This is a genomic window from Filifactor villosus, assembly GCF_042652965.1.
GTDB lineage: Bacteria > Bacillota > Clostridia > Peptostreptococcales > Filifactoraceae > Filifactor > Filifactor villosus.
In genome coordinates this window covers 76958-99375 of the sequence record NZ_JBHSHL010000014.1, presented here as the reverse complement: position 1 = coordinate 99375, position 22418 = coordinate 76958, and the positions used below count along the sequence as shown (strand labels likewise).

Sequence of the window (22418 nt, the reverse complement as noted above, 5' to 3'; positions counted from 1 at the left end):
TACATCCTGTAAGTTTCAGCCATTTTATAGCTTATCCCATAGACTTTTCGATGGGATTTCAGCTAACACTGCAAAGCTGTTTCCAACTCCATCGATGGCCTCAAACTTTGTAAACTTATTTCTTTTTTAGAAGATCCAAATCGTCATACAAGCCTGCTTTGATGGCTCTCAAGAACAACTCGGCGGATTGCAAATTCGTTGCCAAAGGAATCATATGAACATCACAGATCCTAAGCAAAGCCTGTACATCCGGTTCGTGAGGCTGACTGGTTAGAGGATCTCTTAAAAAAATCACGAGATCCATATCTCGGTTGGAAACCATCGCGCCGATTTGCTGATCTCCGCCCAAAGGACCCGAATTCAGTCGAATGACGTTCAAACCTGTTCCTTCCATGATACTCTTACCTGTAGTTCCCGTTCCGTACAGAACATGTTCGGATAAGATCTTCTTGTATGCCAAACAGAAGTTGACCATCAACTCTTTTTTGTTATCATGAGCTATTAATGCTATATTCATCTCTTCCCCTTTTTATACTATTTTCATTTTAAGTCATCATATCAGAGAACTTTCAGAGCCCTTCTACCATAAAAACGTGCATTTCCATCGGATATAGTATTAAAACTGTTTTCTGTTTTTGGAAACATTTAATACCAAAGAAACCGTCATCATCGCGGAGATCATTGAACTTCCTCCGTAACTTACGAAAGGGAGGGTAAGACCCGTGACCGGAATGATACCGATCGTCATACCGATGTTTTGAACAACCTGGTAGAAAAACATAGAAAAACTTCCAATACAGATCAAGGTCCCATAAAAGTCCTTGGATAAGACGGCTATTCTCAATATCCTTATCAAGAAGATAAAAAACAAAAGAAGAATGATTGACATTCCGATAAATCCAAATTCCTCTCCCGCCACGGAAAAGAGAAAATCACTGGACGCAACCGGGATAAAACCGTATTGGCTATAGGTCCCCTTCATCCATCCCTTACCGAACACCCCGCCCGACCCTATTGCCGTTATGGACTGGATTACCTGTAAATTTTCCGTATACAGGGTGGATAAGTCTGAAGGATTGAGAAGAATGTTGACATAGTCGTTAAGCCTCTTTACCTGGTGCGGTTTTAGAGCAAACTTATAGATCAGAGGAAACGAGAGTATAAAACTTGTAAAGCCGAGAAGGATCAATTTTATATCCAGTCCGGCAACAAAAAGCATGCCGAACATAATACACAAAAACACGATCGTTCCTCCTAAATCAGGCTGTATAAAAATCAAAAGAAGAATGGGAACAGGAAACAACAAGGCCTTTACCAGATCTCCCATCTCACTGATCCTTCCCTTTTTATCTTCCAGGTAAGCCGCATACAACAGAATAAACAGGGGTTTTACAATCTCCGATGTTTGGAGGTTGAATACACCAAACATACTTACCCACGAATAAGCTCCGAACTGAGGCCTTCTGATCCCCGGTATCCAAACCAAAAGCAACAAAAAGATACACAGACCGTAGATATACCGGTGGTACTTTTTTATCCTCATATAATCAAACAGAGATGTGGCGGCCAAAAAGCCGAAGCCTATGAGAAACGTTGCAAATTGAATGATGATCCTCTTGAGATCATTTAAGTGTGTCGCGCTCATAAGCAGCACGATCCCCAGCAAGAACAATCCGATCACGGTAAAAAATATCGTAAATTCAAAGTTTTTTAACTTGTCTGTCGCACCTGTTTTTGATTTCATTTTTAAAAACTCCTACACTTTTGCCTACCGATCCTGTGAAACTACTTCATCCGCTTGATAGGCACATTCGCAACCAAAGCTGTCTCCGTTTCGTTCTGTTCATTCTTCTTCATTTTAATCATCTTTATTTCAACCTGTTCTTCATCCACTTCCAAATATTTGGTGATCACGGCAAGCATTTCGATCTTCAGTTTTTCCAAAACCTGAGTGGAATAACCTCCACCTTTATCATGGACGAGGATAAGTTTTAGACGATTTTTGGCGATCGTCTTGGATTTTTGCTCCCCTCTTAAAAAGCTAAACAAGTCCATACGCTTCTCCTTTCTATTTTTTGAACAAACCAAACACTTTTGATAAAAAGGATTCGTTGGCGCTAAGATCCATAATTTCAACTTCTTCTCCCATGACTCTGCATGCGATGTTACAATAAGCCTTTCCCGCCATCGATGTGGGATCATTTGCTGCAGGTTCCCCCGTATTTGTAGAGACCACGATTTTCTCATCTTCGGGGACCACCCCGATCAAGTCAACAGCCAAAATCTCCAAAATATCATCTATATCCATCATATCGCCTCTTTGGACCATATTGGGTTTAAAGCGGTTGATGATCAATCTATGGTCATTAATGGAATGAGCATCCAAAAGTCCGATGATGCGATCGGCATCTCTTACTGCAGACACTTCAGGCGTGGTGACGATCAAAGCTCTGTCCGCGCCTGCGATCGCATTCTTAAATCCGTTTTCTATTCCCGCAGGACAGTCGATCAAAATATAGTCGAAGTCTTTTTTTAATTCTTCACATAGGGCCTTCATCTGATCCGGATTGACAGCATCCTTATCTCTGGTCTGTGCTGCAGGAACCAAGTACAGATTTTCAAATCTTTTGTCCTTGATCAAAGCTTGTCTCAATTTGCATCTTCCTTCTACAACATCGACCAAATCATATACGATCCTATTTTCAAGTCCCATCACCACATCCAAGTTTCTAAGCCCGATATCGGCATCGACGATAACGACCCTCCTATCTTTCAAACTCAATGCAGTTCCAAGATTCGCAGTGGTCGTAGTTTTTCCTACCCCACCTTTTCCTGAAGTAATCACAATTACTTCCGACATATAAACTTCCTCCTTTTACTATCTTCTTGTCAAACACGATTCTATCACAATATTATCATCTTTTATGCTTGCTATCAAAGGCTCTTCTACTGACTTGTCTTTTTCAGACAGGATGGCAATGGAGTTCGATATTCTCAATTGAATAGGTAATAGCCTTTCGGCAAAGACAAAAGTCTCCTTATTTCCGTTCGCTCCTGCATGAACAGTTCCTCTTAGATTTCCAAGGATGATAACATTCCCCGTCGCCTGCACTCTTGCACCCGGATTTACATCTCCTATCACTACAACATGACCGTCAAAGTCCACCAGAGTTCCTGAACGAAGCGTTTCAAAGACAAACTTTGTCTGTTGAGATCCTTTTTCGGAGAAGTGAGAGGGCGATTCTTCTTTAAAAATCTCTTTTTTTCTGCCAACCCCATCTTCAATCTTAGTATCTTGGGTCTGTTTAGGCAACTCAATATCGTGATGCTCCTTCAAAAAACGGGCGATGATATCTTTATCGTTCTCACTTAGATTTTTCGCTTTGATCTCTTTAAAGACCGTATCCTTGAAGAAGTCTTTATTGGAAGACAACTTTTCTTCCAATAACGTGATCGCTTTATAGAGAGTGACTTGATCATCAAAAAAAATGATAAACTCTCCTTTTAAACCTTTGATCTCTATTTCAGGCTTTTGCAACTCAATAATCTCCTTTTATATAGTCTTTATTTTCCGGAATTATCACCTTTAACCAATACCGATTACCATCCGATTTTTATATCCAAAGAAGCGGATACGATGTTTTATTGCCTTATCCACTCAAATTGTTGATATCAGTGCTCTACATTATCATCATTCAAATATTTTTTTATATTTGTAGAGGAGGGTATATCCACTCTTCAACCGTAGAAACGTATGAGGAAACCTACAAACGTGAACTCTTAACCTCCTATGGATTCACAAAATACAGAGGTGCGACAAATCAACCCTTTCAAGAATTTCATCAACTGTCTAAAGTCAATTTTATGCTGATTTTTCTAGCCGTACGGTACTGTCTTAACTGCATCTTCAACAAAAATCTCCCGTCCATTCTATCACTTATTTGCTATGAAATCAACGTTCAGCCCATGAAAAGCGTTTAATTGATCTCATCCGAATAGTTGATCTTTTTTTGAACAGGTACTTCGATAGAAGGCTGAGCATCTTTGTTATTCTTATCCTGTTTTTGAGGTTCGTTCAAACGAAAATATTTTGTATAGATATCCCTTGCCATAGGAGCACCGTAACCTCCGTGACCCCCTTGAACAATTACTGACACAATCGCAATCTCAGGGTTCTCTGCGGGTGCAAACGAAACAAACCATGCAAACTCGTCATATTCATCCTTATAAATATCCAGATCTCTCTTTGATGAAAGGTTTTTGTTAAGTTTCAAAATCGCCTGAACAATGTATTGGTGTTCGGGAAGTTTAAGTTTCGAGTTTTCCTCAAGTTCCTTTGCAAGTTTCAGCACTTCATCTCGTTTTACACCATAAGATCTCAAATGGGAGAGATAATAGTTCTTCTCATCTTTGGTTGGAATATAACCGGGCCTTTGAGCCGTTCCGGTTTTAGATGCGACACTGACCGGAAAATTTTTAAATACATTCTTGGATGTTCCTTCGTCCGAAACATTGATCATCCCCTGAACCAAGTATTTCAAATTATCTTTGTTTTTTAATTCTATCGGAGTTTTCTCAGTTGAATTGACCAGAGCATTTCTCTTTTCCGAATCTACTGTGCGGTTAACCACAGTTACTTCATTCATCACCCCATCATTAGCTAAGGCAGCGATATATCTCGCCAACTGTATCGGTGTGTAAGAGTGAGCCCCTTGACCGATCGCCAAGTTAAAGGCATCTCCTTCCTTCCACCCACTCATCGTATTGAAATAGTCATACTTGATCCTATCGGCAACCGTATTGATGTGCTCTTTTTTTACTGAAAGTTTGGACAAGCGTCTGATCAACTCACCTCTTCCCGGGTTTTCTGTCGACCATGATGTTATTGTTTCGATTTTTTTCGTATATTCTGCGCTTCCCGAACTCACATCTTCAAACTTGTCCTCCATAAACTTGTTTAAAAAAGAACTCAGAGATTTTAAGGTCTTTTCTTTTTCGATTCCGACATTGGGAACCTGCCCCTTCGTCTCTTCTATCTCTATTCCCGTCTTCTCGTCCAAACCGAATCTTTTTGCATAGTCCAATATCTTTTCGGAGTTCATCTCGACATTCATCTTCACATCTTTTGAATAGTCATAACCTACGCTCAGGCAGTACATATAGTAGTTACACGAGTCTCTGATCGCATCGATCAGATTTTCTTTTCCATGAGTCCTTCCCCCATTGCTGCTGTTCCATATCCAACATCCGAATTTATGCTGGCCGATCTCGATAAAACCCTTATCCTGAATCCTGTAATAGGGATCAAGTCCGTTCTCAAGTCCTGCCAAGCCTGTGATCATTTTGAAGGTAGATCCCGGCTGGACCGACATCATTGTGGAAATGTTATATAAAGGTTTAGGAGCCATGGAATCATTGATGTTTTCAGGCATAAGCTTTTCGTATTCCTCCTGGCTGATTCCCAGAACGAACTTATTCGGGTCATAATCGGGATAACTTGCCATGGCAAGCACTTCACCGCTTTTGACATCGAGGACTACCGTTGCTCCCGACTTTGCCTTGTTAAAGACCTTGTTGGTATCCCTCATCTTAATATCTCCCCAATTGCTCGTGTAGGAAGAACCTGTTTGGATGGAGTTGAGAGTCTTTTTGAGAGAATCTTCTACGACCTGCTGCAACTCGTTGTCCGTAGTGATGTATACGGTCTCTCCCGGAATAGGCGCCTGGAAACCCAGACTCTGAACCATCCTGTTTTTTACATCGACTTGGACGATCCGATATCCCGACCTCCCTCTCAGTTTCTCCTCAAAAGCCTTTTCCAATCCCGTCTTTCCGATAATCTCATTGGGGTCATACCCTTTTTCTTTCACATAATAGTCCGTCTCATTCTCACCGATCTTTCCTAAGTAACCCAAGATATGAGAGGTGAACTCTCCATAAGGATAGTATCTTACCGGCTCGACCACGATGCTGACCATGGGAAGATTTAAGGTCTCCTCTTCCAATTGAATAACGGTTTTTTCGCCTATATCGAAGGAGATGTTTATAGGCTGATATTGAAACTGTCTTCTCGAACGCAAAAGATCGTTGAGAATCATAACATCCCTTGCCGATTTTTCATCAAGTCCGTCAGATATCTCATACACCTCCCTTGCAAGTTTGAAGATCTCTTGTGCAGACTTATCCAAATGATCCTTATAGCCTCTTCCGAATGTTCTCTCCATCCATTCTTCTTTTTTGATATCCTGAATGAATCTAAGCTCACTTTTTACGGAAATGGGAGGATAGTAACCGATCTCTATCATCTTCTGTTGGATATCTTTTGCGGTATCTTCCGGATTTATTCGGATCACTCCCTGCTCCGAAAGCAGGTTTGCAAGGATAGAGAAACTCTCTTCCGCAGTTGCATCAGGTTTCAGATTGTTCTTTTCCTTCCATTTTCTTAGTTCTTCATCGTAGATAAAATAATAATACCCTTGATATACCTTGATGGGAAATTCGTCGACCAGCATTTCTTCGTTGGTTCTCAAGATCTTCGACAAGCGGTAGAACATCTTATTTTGATCCTCTTGAGAAACCGATGTATCTTTTGTTACCTGAACATTGAAACTGGGACGATTTCCCGCAAGCAGACGACCGTTTCGATCTCTAATTTCTCCACGAGGAGCCTTTATTTCAATTTTTTTATAGATAAAACTCGCTTCTCTCTTACTGAATACGTCCTCGGAAAATATTGTTAAATACATAATTTTAGCGATCATTACAAAAAAGACCAGCGACAGGACCACATAGAAGATAACAAAGCGACGTTGTATATTATATTTCATAATATTCACCATCTATCCTGAATTTGATAAATCATTTTTTTTATGGGCAGAAACAACAAAGTTCCAAGTACAGTTTCGACAAACACAAAGATCGGAATGTTTGTTGCAACATAGGAGAACATAAAAGCTCTACCGAGATACAACTTATATAATGCAATATAAACCATACTGTACAAAAAAGATGAAAGAAGAAGAAACAAAAATGGCGTCATCGGCTTGTCTTTATAGATCACTTCCTTCAACCTTCTTATAACAAGGGCTATCACAATAAAAATCAGAGCATTTACTCCCACAATCCTTTCCACCGTAAAGTCCTTGGCAAGTCCCATCAATAGAGCCAAAAAAAGTGCTTTATCGATTTCAGAAAAAAGTGCGATGCATACCATGTAGATCAACAGCAGGTTGATATTCACGGAAATGATATGGAGATCGTTTAAGAAGAACAATTCAACCAAAATGACCGCCAGTCCTATGATAAAAAAAATCAGGTTCCTCATGGTTTCTCCTTCTTACTGCATATCTCTCGGATTGATTACAAGGATCTTGTTGATCGTCTTGAAGTTGATATACGGCTTGATCTTCACATACTTCAAAATATTTGCCTTATCTTGGATAACCTCTTCCACTTCACCGATCTGTATACCTCCCGGATAAAGACCTAAACCGGAAGTCACCAAAATGTCACCCGGATAAAGGTGCTGTTCTTTATCAAAGAGATAGCCTTTTAGATATCCGTTGAAATCATCCTGAGTATTGATGGCGATGTTCTGACTTGCCACCCCTGTGATCTCTTTATTTCTAAGCACCTCAAAACTCATTGACATATTTGAATCCAGAATGGATATCCCCTTGGAATAGTTTTTGTTGACTTCAAAGATAACCCCTAACAAACCGTTTTGACCTATAACGATGCTGTCTTTTTTTACGCCGCTTTTCTCCCCCGCATCTATAACAAAGGAGGTGAAATAATTCCCGTCATTCTTGTAGATGATGGAGGTGGAAATATACTGATCCACTGAGTGATTCGACACATAGTTCAGCGTTGATTTCAACTCTCTGAGTTCTTCCAGATCGGTCTGTGTTACTGCATTTTGAAAAAGGTTTTTCTTCAATTCTTCATTTTCGCTTCTGAGCTTCTCGATCACCACATCCTTTGAATCTTCATTTTCAGGAAATAATTTTGTGGAAAGCGTCGTTTTTACCTGCTCCGATACCTTCACTGTCTGGGCAAAAAAAGATAAGAAGGGGTTGCTGAAACTGAAGTTGTTTTTAAATGAATTTAAGAGCAGAATAAAAAGCAGAAGAGCTCCTATGATATAGTATGTCTTTTTGTCCTTGATTATTTTCTTCATTTTGCACCTTGCCCATTTATCTATGTTTACAGATAACCGTATTCTTTGAGACTAGTGTAATTCCCGTCTCCGATAATAATATGATCCAACACTTCAACTCCCAAGAGTTTTCCGGCTTCTACAAGTCTCTTGGTGATCGAGATATCTTCGCTGCTGGGAGAAGAATCCCCTGAAGGATGGTTATGTATCAAAAAAATCTTGTTCGCACTCTGTCTCACCGCTTCCTTGAACACCTCTCTAGGATGCACTATGGAAGCGTTCAAAGAACCGATGGAAATACACCGATCGCAGATGATACGATTTTTCGTATCCAAAAACAACACCTTAAAATACTCCTTTTGCTCATAACGAAGTTCTTCCATAAATAATGCCGCTACGGAAGATGCACTCTTAATTTGAAACCTCTCCTTATTTGTTTCTTTTGAAATACGTCGAAACAATTCGATTGCAGAGAGTATCCTACAAGCTTTAGCACTTCCCACCCCTTTTATTCCAAGCAATTCTGACATCGAAAAATCTACAAGTCCTCTTATTCCTCCGCACCTCTTTAAAATCTCTTCCGATAAAAATAACACCGATCTCTCAGAAGAGCCCGTCCCCAGCAAAATAGCCAGTAATTCGGCATTAGATAACATCTCTACTCCATGTACCGTCATCTTCTCTCGAGGTTTTTCAGCTTCTGCAATATCTTTCATCTTTATATCCGCCATCGGAAACCCCCTCTTTCTCAATCCATACAGACTTCGACCGATAGTGGTTTAAATTTTGTCCAGATAAGTGAGTATACTGTCGATCGGTAAGCCCACAATATTGTTAAAATCACCCTTTACTCTCTCAACAAAATCAAAGGCTCCACTTTGAATTCCGTAACTTCCTGCCTTGTCTCTATAGTCTCCCGTTTGAATATAGGCTTCTATTCTTTCTCTCGAAAGCTCTTTGAATACGATCTCACTTTTACAATAATCGACGATCTTTATGTTTTTTTTCAAACGAATAAGAGAAAAGCCTGTAAGCACAAGTTGCGTTTGACCGCTTAAAAAAGAAAGCATTTCAAAAGCTTCCTCTTCATCCTTTGGCTTTCCTAAGATCACGTTGTTGCACGAAACGATGGTATCGGCAGACAACACCGTTCTATCAGGATGATCTCGAGCTACGAGGATCCCCTTTTGAAAGGCCAGTGACATACAAGTCGATGCAGGCGAAAAAGTACAGTAGATGTCCTCATCCAAAGGCTTCGTAATAATATCAAAGTCGATTTTATACTCCTCCAGCAGAGACTTTCTCCTGGGCGAGTTCGATGCTAGAATAATCTTTTTTTCAAGAGCGGTCCTCATGAGTCCATCCTTTCCCAAACTGTTGTAATACCGTTTATTATAACATAATTTAAAGTTTAAAAATATAAGAAATATGAAAGAAAATAAAACAAAAGATGTGCTCTTTTGTTTTAAAAGTACACATCTTTTGTTTGATCATCTCCTATAAGAGTCTCTTTCTTTTTATCTGCAACAGATCCTTTCGTCTATACTCCCTGTTGAGCCTCAGGAGCTTCCGGCGCCTTCGGTGCCGGTGCAGCCTTGGGTGCAGCCGCTTCCTTCGGTTTAGGCTCTCTATACAAGTGTTTCGATATCGCCTTTGTTGGACACTTTTGAACACAGATCTTGCAGAGTTTACACTTGTCATAATCGACCCTTGCAATATTACCTTCCACGTGAATCGCGTCGAAGGGACAGTTCTTTTCACAAATCCCGCATCCGATACAACCTACCTGACAGACATCCTTGACTGCCTTTCCCTTATCCCGGTTACTACAGTCCACAACGACGGTTTTCTTCTCCGGAACCATAGTGATCAGCAATCTGGGGCAGGCATCGATACATTTCCCGCAAGCAACGCACTTTTCTCTGTCGACCAGAGCGACTCCATCTTCCGTTACATGGATCGCATCAAAAGCACACACGGAAACGCAGCTTCCATATCCCAGACAACCGACGGAACACTCCTTATCCCCGTTATTCACCATAGAAGCGGCTCTACAATTTAAAATCCCCTGATAGTTCGATTTTATTTTGGCTCTTGCTGTCCCTCCATTACATTGAACGTGAGCAACCTTCTTGTCCCCCGCATCGGCGGATACTCCCATAATAACGGCAACCTGTGCCGCTACCGCAGCTCCTCCGACGGGGCATGCATTGACCGGAGCCTTTCCGCTTGCAATGGCGGAAGCCAACCCTCCACAACCCGGGTATCCGCAACCCCCGCAGTTTGCTCCCGGCAAAGCCTCCAGAACCGCTTTTTCCTTCGGATCCACCTGAACTTCAAATTTTTTGGAGGCATAAGCTAGGCCTGAGCCGAATACAAGTCCCATTGCGGATAAACTTGCTAACGCATTAATAATTGTACTCATGATATCTCCTCCCCTACTTGATCAATCCGGTAAATCCCAAAAATGCTATTGCCATCAACCCTGCCGATATCAAGGCAATAGGAAATCCCTTGAACGGTGTGGGAATCTCCGACAACTCCATTCTCTCCCGAATACCGGCAAAGAGGACGATGGCAAGAGTGAATCCCAAAGCGGCTGTAAATCCGTTCACAGTGGATTCCAAAAAGTTATAGTTATTGTCGATATTAAGTATGGTTACCCCAAGCACGGCACAGTTCGTCGTGATCAAAGGAAGATATACTCCTAAAGCCTGATACAAGGTTGGTGAAGACTTTTGAATCACCATCTCAACAAACTGTACCAAAGCTGCAATGACGAGAATAAACGCGATTGTCTGCATATATGCAATTCCCAACTTATTCAAGATCAAGATTTGAATTGCCCATGTAACAATGGATGCCAAGGTCATAACGAAGGTAACCGCTAATCCCATTCCTAAAGCGGTCTCCACCTTCTTGGAAACTCCCAAAAATGGACAGATCCCCAAAAATCTCGACATTAAAAAGTTGCTTACAAACAGGTTTCCTATCAATATAATAATCAAACTTTGTATTAGTTCCATCTTGTACCCCCTTATTGTTTCGCAGATTTTAACTTGTTAAATCCGGCCAGTAGCAGACCCAGTGTCAAAAATGCTCCCGGGGGCAGTATCATAATGATCGCCGGTGTATACAGACCGCCGAACAAGCTGTATCCAAAAATAGAACCCGCTCCCAGTATCTCACGAATAGAGCCTAAGATCGTCAAAGCCATCGTAAATCCAAGACCCATTCCGATCCCGTCTCCCGCCGATGCAACAGGGCCGTTCTTATTAGCAAAACTCTCCGCTCTCGCAAGGATGATACAGTTTACAACGATGAGCGGAAGAAAGAGTCCGAGTGCGTCGTACAAGGGTGTAACAAAGGCCTCCAACAACATGGAAATAATCGTTACAAAGGCTGCGATAACAACGATATAACCCGGTATCCTTATCTTATTCGGAATAAAATTCCTCAATATCGAAATAACAACGTTTGAACCAACCAATACAGCTGTAGCCGCCAAACCCATACCCAGACCGTTCATTGCGGAAGTGGTTACAGCAAGCGTGGGACACATTCCCAGAACTTGGACAAAGGTTGGATTTTCATCAATAATCCCATTTTTTAATGCCTTAAAAAATCCCATCTTAAAAATCCCCCTTTACTTTAATTTGGTATTGAAAACATCAATCGCCGTATTGATCCCTAAAGTCACGGCGTTAGACGTGATCGTTGCACCCGAGATCGCCAAAACATCGCTCTCCCCCGGAGTTCCCGACTTAATCACAGAAAGAACTCCTGCAGGCTTTCCTGCAAACTGGTTCTGAAAAGCAGGTTCCTTTGACTTTGCTCCAAGGCCGGGTGTCTCAGCCATATTTCCTATCGTGATGGCTTCGATCGCTCCGTCTTGTCCTATTCCCACAATCACTTCTATCGTACCGCCATATCCTTTGGGAAGTGTTTTTATTACATAACCTACCGTCCCGCTTCCATTTGTTCCTTCGTAGACCTCATCTACCGGAATATCGGGATACATTTCCGATGTAAAGGTACCCTCGACCTGTTTAAAGTCTTGCGCATCCTTCAACACAAGTCTTCTCGACTCGTTCGCCGCTTCTACCTTCTTTTGTGCGATAATCGGCGATGTGATATCATTTACAACTCCAAGAAGTCCTCCTGCTACCGCTGTGATGACAAAAAGAATCAAACCCAAACGGAGAATTTCATTTTTAATTTTAGGTTCTTTATTTGACATTTTTCGATACCTCCCCAAATACTCTAGGTTTCATCATTTTGTCCATCAAAGGTGCTGCAACGTTCATCAAAAGAATAGAGTAGGAAACTCCTTCCGGATAGCCTCCGTAATAGCGAATAATCGATGTCAAAAGACCGCAACCGAAAGCATATACCAATTGAGCCTTCTCATTGACAGGAGAACTCGAGTAGTCTGTCGCCATAAAAAACGCTCCCAACATCAATCCTCCTCCAAACAGATTGTAAGGGATCATCATGGGGTCAAATCCCGAAAAAATAAAGGTAAGTACAGCTACCGTCCCTATATAAACCAGCGGAATTCTAGGAGAGATTACCTTTCTGTAAATCAGATAACATCCGCCCAAGATCAAAAGGATGGCAGACGTTTCTCCAAGAGTTCCCGGAACGTTTCCGACAAACATATCAAAGAGAGATGCCGCCTCAACCGCCTCTCCCCCCTTGATAACTGCAAGAGGTGTGGCTGCCGACAGACCGTCTACATTTGCAGATGTATTTAAGGCCGTATTTACCCATCCCGTCATTTGAGACGGATAAGCGGCGAGCAAAGCTGCACGTGCAACCAATGCCGGATTCATAAAGTTATGACCCAATCCCCCAAAGACCTGTTTTGCCATAATGATGGCAAAAGCACTTCCTACCAACGTGATCCACCAAGGCAGAGAAGCGGGTACGTTCATTGCCAAAAGCAAGCCTGTCACCGCTGCGGAAAAGTCGTTGACGGTGACCTTTCTCTTCATAACTTTTTGACAGAGAAACTCGGCTCCCACAGCCCCTAAAACACCAACTAAAATATTAACAATTGCACCTGCACGAAAGAAATAGATACTTGCTAAAGTCGCCGGCAGAAGCGCAATCAGTACGTCTTTCATAATTTGCGCTACATCTTCACTGCTTCTGATATGAGGAGAAGATGATACGATCAATTGATTTGTTTCCAATGTAAGATCCCCCTTTTACTTTGAACTTCTTCTGCGTTTTGCCAAAATTTCCTGTTTCGCTACACGAATCGACTGCAGCAGCGGTCTTTTGGCAGGGCATATGAAAGAGCAACAGCCACACTCAATACAATCCAACGCATGAAATTCTTCCGACCTGTCATACTCTCCCTGTAGGGAATAACCGCTTATATACAATGGCTGAAGAAAAGCAGGACAGACCTGTGTACACTTGCCACATCGAATACAGTTGGAATACTCGGGTACTTGAGCCTCTTTCTTGCTGATGCACAAGATTCCGGAACTTCCCTTTGTAGCAGGAACCTCAAGTTTTGACTGGGCCAATCCCATCATCGGTCCCCCGCTTATGACCTTACCCGGCTCTTCCTTAAAACCGCCACACTGTTCGATCAGCTCGGAGTACAAAGTTCCTATCTTGATCCTCATATTCTTAGGTTCCCTGATTACAGAACCCGTCACGGTACAGTTACGATCGATCAAAGGTAGTCCCGTCTTTAAACTTCGAGCAATTTGAGCTGCTGTTCCGACGTTAGAAACCACAGCGCCCGCATCCGCAGGAAGGCCTCCCGAAGGCACCTCTCGACCCGTACACGCATTGATCAACTGTTTTTCCGCTCCTTGTGGATATTTTGTCGCAAGGGCTACTACCTCTATATTGGCAAACTCCTTCGCTGCTTCCCTGATCTTCTCCAAACAGTCGGGCTTATTGTTCTCGATGCCGATATAGCCTTTCTCTACTCCGAGGACCTTCATAACAGCTCTCAGACCGTAGACAACATTCTCAGGCTCTTCCAACATCAGTCTGTGGTCACAGGTCAAATACGGCTCACATTCCGCACCGTTTAAGATCGCAACATCGACATTCTTCTCCGGAGGAGGCGAAAGTTTTACATGGGTAGGAAAGGTCGCACCTCCCATACCTACGATGCCACTGTTCTTTATAACTTCCAAAATTTCTGAAGGACTCATATCTTCTATGTAAGGATATGGTTTGATCTGTGGAGATACTTCCTCACTAAAGTCGTTTTCGATCACTACACAGTTTACCTTCTGTCCTCCCGCCACAGGCATCATCTGAAAACCCTTTACGGTCCCCGAAACCGAAGAGTGGACCGGAGCAGAAACAAAACCCCCCGCTTCTCCCAAAAGCTGTCCTACCTTCACACTGTCTCCCACTTGAACTACAGGCTTGGCCGGTGCACCGATGTGCTGAGACAACGGGATGTACACCGTCTTGGGATCCTGTGCCTTCACGATCGGCTTATCCGCCGTGAATTTCTTGCTGTAATCCGGATGGATACCCCCGCGAAAACTCAATAAATTCATATTTTAACCCCCTTTTGATATACGAAATATGATTCATTGTTCCTGCCAATATGGCAAATATATTATTGCGACTATACAACTATGCTATGTTTAGAGTTTTCATATCAGATTATTTCATCTTGAAATCCTCATTTTTATGAACAAAGTGCGAAGACTTGTTCAAATCCCTATCTTTATGAACATAAAACATAGTAAATCACTAGAGTTTAGTTGAAAACTCTCTACTTTCATTGTAAAACAAATTTAAAATATCTTCAAGATAAAAATAAAAAACCGTACCCCACAAAGAAGTTTTCGGGGTACGGACATCTGCGATCATCCATAACCAAAGGCGTAGGTGTAGCAGAAGAAAGAGAGATTTTCAAAGTATACTCACTTTCAAGTATTCTCTTTATAAGTTGTGAAAATAAAATCAAGAACTTCTGAAGGTATTTACAATCTTATCTACTACCTCTTCCCCTTCCTCAGAAAGGTTTGTGATCTCGATCCAACTTGCTTGAGGATACCGTTTAAACCAAGTGAGTTGCCTCTTCGCATATCGCCTCGACTGCTTTTGGACCTCCTCGATCATCTCTTCCTCCGTCATTTCGTTTTCGAGATACGATATGACCTGACGATATCCGATGCCCATCATCGACTGTGATTCTCGCGTCAGCGGAAAACGAGAGATCAAAGCGCTCACCTCGTCTACAAGACCCTCATCGAGCATCCTCAATACCCTCTCGTTGATTCTCTCATAAAGCAGAGTCCTGGGCGAAGTCAATACAAAGAGGAAGAAACGATAGCCTTCACGCAAGGGGCAGTCGGAGGAAAAATCACGGTTCTTATCTTTGTAAGTTGCAATTTCGATCGCCCGGATCACTCTTTTTATATTTTTTCTATCTATTTTCTCGGCCTTTTTAGGGTCCAGCTGTCTAAGTTTTAAAAAGAGCGCTTCTTCCCCTTCCTTGTCATACAGCTCCCATAGTGAACTTCGAAGCTCCTCATCCGATACTCCGCTTTGAAAGTCCATATCATAAAGGAGGGAGTTGATGTAAAGGCCTGTCCCTCCTACCACGATCGGGACTCTTCCCCTTGCAAAAATATCATCTATACAAGAAAGTGCCTTTGTTTGGTACTGAGCAGCCGTAAAAGATTCATCCGCGTCCACAATGTCGATCAGGTGGTGAGTCACCCCCTGTTTTTCATCTTCTCGGATCTTGGCAGTTCCGATATCCATATTCCGATAGATCTGCATGGAATCCGCCGAAATGATCTCCGCATCCAAACGTTTGGCCGCTTCAACTGAAACAAAGGTCTTGCCCACTGCCGTAGGCCCCACTATCATAATAACCTTCTTCAATTCCTCCTCCTAAGCATTGATTCGTTTAAACATCTTTTCCAGGTCGTACTTTTTCACTTCGATAAAGATCGGTCTTCCGTGAGGGCAGGTATATTTGTTATTGCATGAGTTTAAAGATTTCATCAAGGCCGCCGCCTCCGGATCGGTCATCCTGTCATTGGCCTTGATCGCCGCCCGGCAAGCTTTGGTCGCGACCCTATGCAAAAACTCCTCATGTTCCGTGATTCCTCTACCCTCTCGGAACAATTCAATGACTTCGCTGAAAAAGTGTTCTGTCTGATTCCTGTTGAACATGACGGGAACTCCTCTAATAGCAAAGACCCTTTCTCCAAAAGAGCTGATATCAAATCCCAGTTTTCTGATCAACTCGCTGTTGTCGAGTACAATCTGAGAATCTTCCCAGTCCAAATGTAGATGAATATGTTCCAGAAGCTGTTGAGATGACACCTTATCTTTCTCCACCATATCCAGATATCGTTCAAAGAGAACCCTTTCGTGAGCAGCGTGCTGATCCACCAGATACATCTTTTCCTCCCTGGTCATGATCAAATAAGTCGAAAAAACCTGTCCCACATAGTGTAAGCTCTCATAGTCCAGGATACCTTCATCCTTGTCGACAGCGCCCTCGTCCTCCGATGTCCTCTCCTCCTGAAGATAAAGCGTCTCTTCTTCCAAAACCGTATCGATCCCTTTTTTGGATAAGGGTTCAAGAGGAGTACTTGCCGCCTTTTCAGTGAAACTCATCTGTCTGATTTTTTCGTCTTTCTCTGCCTGCTTGTATTTTTCGATTTCAGAGGACTCCTGCTGGGTTTCAGGTCGATAAAAAGTCCTTTCATCCTCAACCTTCGGGGAAGAATGAAGCACTTCTCCTGTTTCCATTTTTTTAAGAAAACTGCTAATGGGATTCGTCGGTTCATACTCGACCCTTTTGGTCGTGGACTCGATATCGACGAAGGGTCTTATCTTTTCCTTCGATTCTACAGCAGACATCTTCTGCGTAAAAAACTCTCCTTCGGGTATCAAATTTGAACTCTTGGACAAAAGCGAGTTTCGGACCAGACGATAGATCCTATCTTCAAGGTTCAAAGCACTGTCGTACTTGATGTTCAATTTATTCGGATGGATATTAAAATCGACCCTTGAAGGATGGACCTCGACAAAGAAGACGAAGGCGGGGAACTTTCCTATAGGGATCAGAGCCTTATAGGCGTTTTCTACCGTTCTCGAGATCGAAAAATCCTCAACATAACGCCCGTTTACAAGAAGGGTCTGCATCCTCCTGTTCGCCTGATAGAGGGAAGTCTTGGAAAAATACCCGTAAAGTTTGATCACATCTCGCGGATCCTCTGTCTCTTGGTATTCTTCCACAAAAAACATCTTATCCGAAACATCCTTTCCGTAAACCGTCCGAATCGCATGTTCCAACCTTCCGTCGCCGATTGTCGAAAGCATTACCTTATAGTTATTGATGAGCTTAAACTTGATCTCGGGATGACCGACGGCATAGCGTGTTACCAGCTGGTTGATCGCCATAGCCTCCGCCTGCGGAGACTTCATGAACTTCTCTCTTGCGGGAACATTGAAAAAAAGATTCTCCACAATCAAAGTCGTACCCGCCTGCGAGCCGCTCACCTCCGACAAGATACGTTTGCCTCCCTCGATAATTCTCTTGCTTGCGTATTCCTGCGAACCCGTTCGTGTAATCAAAGTGGTCTTCGAAACAGCTGCTACGGAAGAAAGGGCCTCTCCGCGAAAACCGCAGGTATATAAGGTCTCTAAATCCTCGATCTTTCTCAGCTTGCTTGTTGAATGACGCAAGAAAACCTTGTCCAGCTGATCGCTTGGGATGCCTATTCCGTCATCGGTGACTCTGATATACGTTTTTCCTCCATCTCGGATCTCAATAATGATCTGCTTCGATTTTGCATCCAAGGAGTTTTCAATCAATTCTTTTATCACTGCAAGAGGTCGCTCGACAACTTCTCCCGCAGCGATCTTTCCTATCGTCGCTTCATCCAATAAAACAATCTCGTGCTCCATTTCAATACCTCCCTTCCAATATCTCGGTGTCTTTACTCCGTCATTTTCTTGAGTTCCATCAACAGTACCATCGCTTCCAGGGGCGTGGTGGTTTCGATATCTACTTCTGCAAGCTTGTCGATGATCTTGTCCCTCGCTCCGCTCTCTCGAGGAGATTCGAAGTAAGAAGGGAGAGGTTGCGATCCGAGTCCCTTCTTCTGAGAATGTGAGGCTTGAAGTTCATCCAACTTAAAGCGGGCATTTTGAATAACCTCCTCGGGGAGTTTCGCCAAACGTGCCACATGGATCCCGTAGCTCTTATCCGCCTTTCCTCTGACCACCTTACGCAAGAACACGACAGTGTCCTCACGTTCATCGACAGCTACACAATAGTTGACAACAGAGGAATAGAGTTTTTCTATCTCTGTGATCTCGTGATAGTGCGTGGAAAACAAGCTGAAAGCTCCCACTTTTTCGCAGAGGTGGGCAATGATGGACCAGGCCAAACTCATCCCGTCATAAGTGCTGGTCCCCCGTCCCACCTCGTCTAAAATAACCAAACTGTTCTTGGAAGCGTGCTCTAAAATATAAGATACCTCATTCATCTCCACCATGAAGGTGCTCTGTCCCCTGGAAAGATCGTCGGAGGCTCCGACCCTTGTGAAGATGGCATCGAGTATGGGAATGTTTGCAAATGCCGCCGGGACGAAGGAACCCATATGTGCCATCAGACAGATCAAAGCTACCTGTCTCATATAGGTGGACTTTCCACCCATATTCGGCCCTGTAATGATCATAAAACTCCTCTCATCTTTTAAATCTATATCATTGGGTACAAAGATCCCGTCTTCGGTCAGCTTTTCAATCACCGGATGACGTCCTTCTCTGATATGCATGGTGCGTCTTTCATTGAAAGAAGGTCTGTTGTAATTGTTATCTGCCGCCACTGAAGAAAGAGAGAGCACTGCATCAAGTTCGGCAAGGTAGGATGCAGTTTTTTGCATCCGATGGATACAAGAAGATACCTCTCTTTTTACCGCCGCATACAACTCACTTTGCAACTGCGTTGCCTTCTGCTTGGAAGAGAGGATCTTCGTCTCCAACTCTTTCAATTCTTCATTGATGTATCTTTCCGCATTTGCAAGAGTTTGCTTGCGGATATATTCCAAAGGCAGTTCCACGTTTTTGTGTGCCGCTTTGGTTACCTCTATATAGTAACCGAAGACCTTATTATAACCTATTTTCAAAGTTTTGATCCCTGTTCGATCTCTTTCTCGCAATTCCAGATTCGAAAGAATCCTCGCTGCATCCGTTTCGAGCATTCTCAACTCGTCAAGCTGCTCATTATAGCCCTCGCGAATAATCACCCCGTCCTTGATCGTCCCGGTCGGATGGTCCGCGATCGCCTCTTCCAATATCGCATATACATCTCCCAAAGGATCAATATCTCCAAACGCATCGATCAAACTCTCCTGCCTGCTTCTTCTTATCGTCTCTTTAAGCGCAGGAAGATGGTAAAGAGATTCCTTAAGGTTGATCATATCCCTTACGGTTACAGTGTCATAGCTCAACTTTGCGCAAATTCGTTCAATATCGTACACACTATCAAGCAGACCGATCAGATCTTCTCTCAGGGAGTATTCCCTCAAACCTTCTTCGACAAGATCCAGTCTCCTATCTATATCTTTTCTGGACTTCAAAGGCCTTTCGATCCAACTGCGAAGCAAGCGCGAACCCATCGCTGTCTTAGTTCGATTGAGTATTCCGTACAAAGAATACCGCCTTTCTTTATCCAAGCTGCTTTGCAAAAGCTCCAAGTTTTTGATCGAGTTGTAATCGAGTTTCAGATAGTTATCGTAATGAACCCACTTGATTTTCGAGATATTTAAGGCTGCCACTTTCTGCGTATATTCGATGTAGGACAGAAGATTTCGAAACGAAAAAAGCACCTGCTCATACTCTTCTTGATACAGATTGTTCGCTTCCAGATAAGAGCGATCGAAAAAGTGTTCTTCCATACTTCCCTCAACACTGTTTGCAGGATTTACACAAATATTCTTCGATTCGACAAACATCCTTATCTTTACAGCCTGCTTTTCCTTGCTCTTAAGAAGGGTTAAAAACCTTCCATCGGCAATCAATTCAATCGGAGAGATCTTATAGAATATATCCGCAAAGTCAAACTCATTCACGAGTGACAGGTTCAGCTCTCCTGTGGATACGTCGAGATGGCAAAGGGAAAAAAAACCTTTTTTATCTTCGTAGCAAACAGAAAGGATATAGTTGTTTTCCGAAACATTCGGCGTATCCTCTTGAATATAGGTCCCGGGTGTAACGATGCGAACGACCTCTCTTTTTACGATACCCTTGACCTCCTTGGGATCTTCGACCTGTTCACAGATGGCGACTTTTTTTCCCGCTTCAATCAGCTTCTTCAGATAACCTTCGTAACTGTGGTAGGGGATACCACACATGGGAGCCCTTTCCTCAAGGCCGCAGGACTTCCCCGTCAAGGCGATCTCTAAGATCTTTGAGGCTTCCAATGCGTCTTCAAAAAACATTTCATAAAAATCTCCCAGACGAAAAAACAAAATACAATCCGTATACTTCTCTTTTATATTCAAGTATTGTTGCATCATCGGAGTAAGTTTTTCCAATGGATCCTCTCCTTTCATCCGTGTTTTTGCTCATTTTATCCAAGGCCGGTGCCGATATAGAGGAGACCTGTAGATCGATTCTCATTGCCATCTTGCTATTTCATACAAACAATGGGAGGCAGATTTTATTTTTGGTTTTGACAATCTTTCTTCAAGGTCCTTACCCCTTCGCTACTCCTCCAACATAACTCCGTTTAGCGAAAAGGACTTGGGATCCGTGATCCTTACCTTCACCAGTTTGCCGATAAAGTCCCCTTCTTTTTTTTCAAAGTTTACCAACTTATTTTCCCTGGTTCTTCCTGTCAGCTTCGTACTATCTTTCTTGCTTACCGACTCCACAAGAACCTCCACGATCTTATCCTTATAGGAATGATTCCTCTGCGCAGCTATGCGGTTGACCGATTGCAACAAACGCTGAAACCTTTCCTTTTTTATCTCTTCGGGAATCTGATCTTCCATCTTCTCAGCCGGAGTTCCCTTGCGAATGGAATAGAGGAAGGTAAAGGCTGAATCGTACTGTACCTTTTCCACCACCTCCATCGTCTCCAGGAAATCATCCTCCGTCTCTCCGGGAAACCCTACCATAATATCAGTCGTAAAGCCTATATTGGGGATCTTCTCCCTCAGTTTATCGACCAAGAGATAATAATCTTCTTTGGAATAATGACGATTCATCTTCTTCAACAAGGACGTGCTTCCCGATTGGATTGGAAGATGAAGGCTCTCGCATACCTTCGGTAGCGTTGCCATCGCGTCGATCAATTGATCGGATAAATCTTTCGGATGAGAAGTCATAAAACGAATCCTCTCGATCCCTTCGATCTCATTGACATCTTTCAACAGATCTGCAAAGGAATACTCCTCATCCAAGGTCTTTCCGTAAGAATTTACATTTTGTCCGAGCAAGGTGATCTCTTTGATTCCCTCCTTCGCTAAAAAGCGGATCTCATCAAGGATGTCCTTGGGTTCTCTGCTCCTCTCCCTACCCCTTGTGTAGGGAACAATGCAATAGGTGCAAAAGTTGTTGCATCCGTACATAATATTCACAAAAGATTTTACATCGAATTTTCTTATGGTCGGCAGACCCTCCACGATCCTCCCGTCAATATCCCATACATCGATAATCTGCCCTTCCTCTCCCTGATAGTGATGATAGAGCATCTGAGGAAATTGGTAGAGATTGTGCGTACCGAAAACAATATCTACGTGAGAATACTTCTTCTTGATCTCTTCGACGACGTGAGGCTGCTGCATCATACATCCGCAAACTACAATGGTCATATCCTCACTCTGCTCTTTAATCGGCTTTAGAAGGCTCAGATTTCCATACACCTTCAACTCCGCATTCTCACGCACGGCACAGGTATTGTAGACGATGACATTCGCCTCAGCCTCTTCCTCCGTTCTTTCAAACCCCATATATTCAAACATTCCGGAGAGGTTCTCACTGTCGTGCTCATTCATTTGACAACCCCAAGTGACCGTAATATACTTCGGTGCCTGACCCGCATTTTTTTGATTCACTCTTTGTTTAATCATATCTGCATAATACTGCTGTTTTTCGATATCCTGTTGAGGAACCGTCTCTATCAAACCTCTATGTGACATTCTTTTTCTCCGTTTCTTTCCAGTTAAAAATTATCGCAGTGCGACTTTTGTAATTATATCATAAAATACGTTTGCTTACAAAAATTAAACCG

Annotated in this window: 20 protein-coding genes; all 20 read right to left on the bottom strand. The window is 42.8% G+C overall.

Annotation, left to right across the window (positions count from 1 at the left end; all coding sequences use genetic code 11):
• Positions 1-115: 115 nt before the first annotated feature.
• Complete coding sequence (mgsA, locus tag ACFO4R_RS04260) at positions 116-517, bottom strand: methylglyoxal synthase (RefSeq protein ID WP_379787795.1); 402 nt, start codon at positions 515-517, stop codon at positions 116-118.
• Between the two features lie 99 nt (positions 518-616).
• The gene (locus ACFO4R_RS04255; protein WP_379787794.1) at positions 617-1744 is read right to left on the bottom strand and encodes an FtsW/RodA/SpoVE family cell cycle protein; all 1128 of its coding nucleotides are present in this window, start codon (positions 1742-1744) and stop codon (positions 617-619) included.
• A 41-nt stretch (positions 1745-1785) separates the two neighbouring features.
• Positions 1786-2055, bottom strand: coding sequence for a cell division topological specificity factor MinE (gene minE, locus ACFO4R_RS04250; RefSeq protein ID WP_379787793.1), 270 nt, complete (start codon positions 2053-2055; stop codon positions 1786-1788).
• Positions 2056-2068: 13 nt separating this feature from the next.
• Positions 2069-2860 (bottom strand): septum site-determining protein MinD, encoded by a 792-nt coding sequence (gene minD / locus ACFO4R_RS04245; protein ID WP_379787792.1) that lies wholly within the window; start codon positions 2858-2860, stop codon positions 2069-2071.
• Positions 2861-2878: 18 nt separating this feature from the next.
• Entirely contained in the window at positions 2879-3538 is a 660-nt protein-coding gene (gene minC, locus ACFO4R_RS04240; protein WP_379787791.1) for a septum site-determining protein MinC, read from the bottom strand.
• A gap of 439 nt (positions 3539-3977) precedes the next feature.
• Complete coding sequence (locus ACFO4R_RS04235; RefSeq protein WP_379787790.1) at positions 3978-6827, bottom strand: penicillin-binding transpeptidase domain-containing protein; 2850 nt, start codon at positions 6825-6827, stop codon at positions 3978-3980.
• 5 nt (positions 6828-6832) lie between these two features.
• On the bottom strand, positions 6833-7324 hold the full coding sequence (mreD, locus tag ACFO4R_RS04230; RefSeq protein ID WP_379787789.1) for a rod shape-determining protein MreD: 492 nt from the start codon (positions 7322-7324) through the stop codon (positions 6833-6835).
• A 12-nt stretch (positions 7325-7336) separates the two neighbouring features.
• Positions 7337-8179 carry a rod shape-determining protein MreC gene (gene mreC, locus ACFO4R_RS04225; RefSeq protein WP_379787788.1) on the bottom strand — a complete coding sequence of 281 codons (843 nt, stop codon included), beginning with the start codon at positions 8177-8179 and terminating at the stop codon, positions 7337-7339.
• Between the two features lie 26 nt (positions 8180-8205).
• Positions 8206-8889, bottom strand: coding sequence for a RadC family protein (radC, locus tag ACFO4R_RS04220; RefSeq protein ID WP_379787787.1), 684 nt, complete (start codon positions 8887-8889; stop codon positions 8206-8208).
• A 48-nt stretch (positions 8890-8937) separates the two neighbouring features.
• Positions 8938-9513 carry a Maf family protein gene (locus ACFO4R_RS04215; protein ID WP_379787786.1) on the bottom strand — a complete coding sequence of 192 codons (576 nt, stop codon included), beginning with the start codon at positions 9511-9513 and terminating at the stop codon, positions 8938-8940.
• A 185-nt stretch (positions 9514-9698) separates the two neighbouring features.
• Positions 9699-10583 (bottom strand): RnfABCDGE type electron transport complex subunit B, encoded by an 885-nt coding sequence (locus ACFO4R_RS04210; RefSeq protein WP_379787785.1) that lies wholly within the window; start codon positions 10581-10583, stop codon positions 9699-9701.
• 13 nt (positions 10584-10596) lie between these two features.
• Positions 10597-11184, bottom strand: coding sequence for an electron transport complex subunit RsxA (gene rsxA / locus ACFO4R_RS04205; protein WP_379787784.1), 588 nt, complete (start codon positions 11182-11184; stop codon positions 10597-10599).
• An 11-nt stretch (positions 11185-11195) separates the two neighbouring features.
• Positions 11196-11789 carry an electron transport complex subunit RsxE gene (gene rsxE / locus ACFO4R_RS04200; RefSeq protein ID WP_379787783.1) on the bottom strand — a complete coding sequence of 198 codons (594 nt, stop codon included), beginning with the start codon at positions 11787-11789 and terminating at the stop codon, positions 11196-11198.
• Positions 11790-11804: 15 nt separating this feature from the next.
• Entirely contained in the window at positions 11805-12398 is a 594-nt protein-coding gene (locus ACFO4R_RS04195; RefSeq protein ID WP_379787782.1) for an RnfABCDGE type electron transport complex subunit G, read from the bottom strand.
• Positions 12388-13356, bottom strand: coding sequence for an RnfABCDGE type electron transport complex subunit D (locus ACFO4R_RS04190; protein ID WP_379787780.1), 969 nt, complete (start codon positions 13354-13356; stop codon positions 12388-12390). Before ACFO4R_RS04190 ends, ACFO4R_RS04195 begins: the two co-directional genes overlap by 11 nt.
• Positions 13357-13371: 15 nt before the next feature.
• Positions 13372-14700, bottom strand: coding sequence for an electron transport complex subunit RsxC (gene rsxC / locus ACFO4R_RS04185; protein WP_379787779.1), 1329 nt, complete (start codon positions 14698-14700; stop codon positions 13372-13374).
• A 412-nt stretch (positions 14701-15112) separates the two neighbouring features.
• The gene (gene miaA, locus ACFO4R_RS04180) at positions 15113-16042 is read right to left on the bottom strand and encodes a tRNA (adenosine(37)-N6)-dimethylallyltransferase MiaA (protein ID WP_379787778.1); all 930 of its coding nucleotides are present in this window, start codon (positions 16040-16042) and stop codon (positions 15113-15115) included.
• Between the two features lie 9 nt (positions 16043-16051).
• On the bottom strand, positions 16052-18082 hold the full coding sequence (gene mutL, locus ACFO4R_RS04175; protein WP_379787776.1) for a DNA mismatch repair endonuclease MutL: 2031 nt from the start codon (positions 18080-18082) through the stop codon (positions 16052-16054).
• A gap of 32 nt (positions 18083-18114) precedes the next feature.
• Positions 18115-20718: a DNA mismatch repair protein MutS gene (gene mutS, locus ACFO4R_RS04170; protein WP_379787775.1), complete on the bottom strand. Its 2604-nt coding sequence runs from the start codon at positions 20716-20718 to the stop codon at positions 18115-18117.
• Positions 20719-20889: 171 nt separating this feature from the next.
• Entirely contained in the window at positions 20890-22326 is a 1437-nt protein-coding gene (gene miaB, locus ACFO4R_RS04165) for a tRNA (N6-isopentenyl adenosine(37)-C2)-methylthiotransferase MiaB (RefSeq protein WP_379787774.1), read from the bottom strand.
• Between the last annotated feature and the right edge of the window lie 92 nt (positions 22327-22418).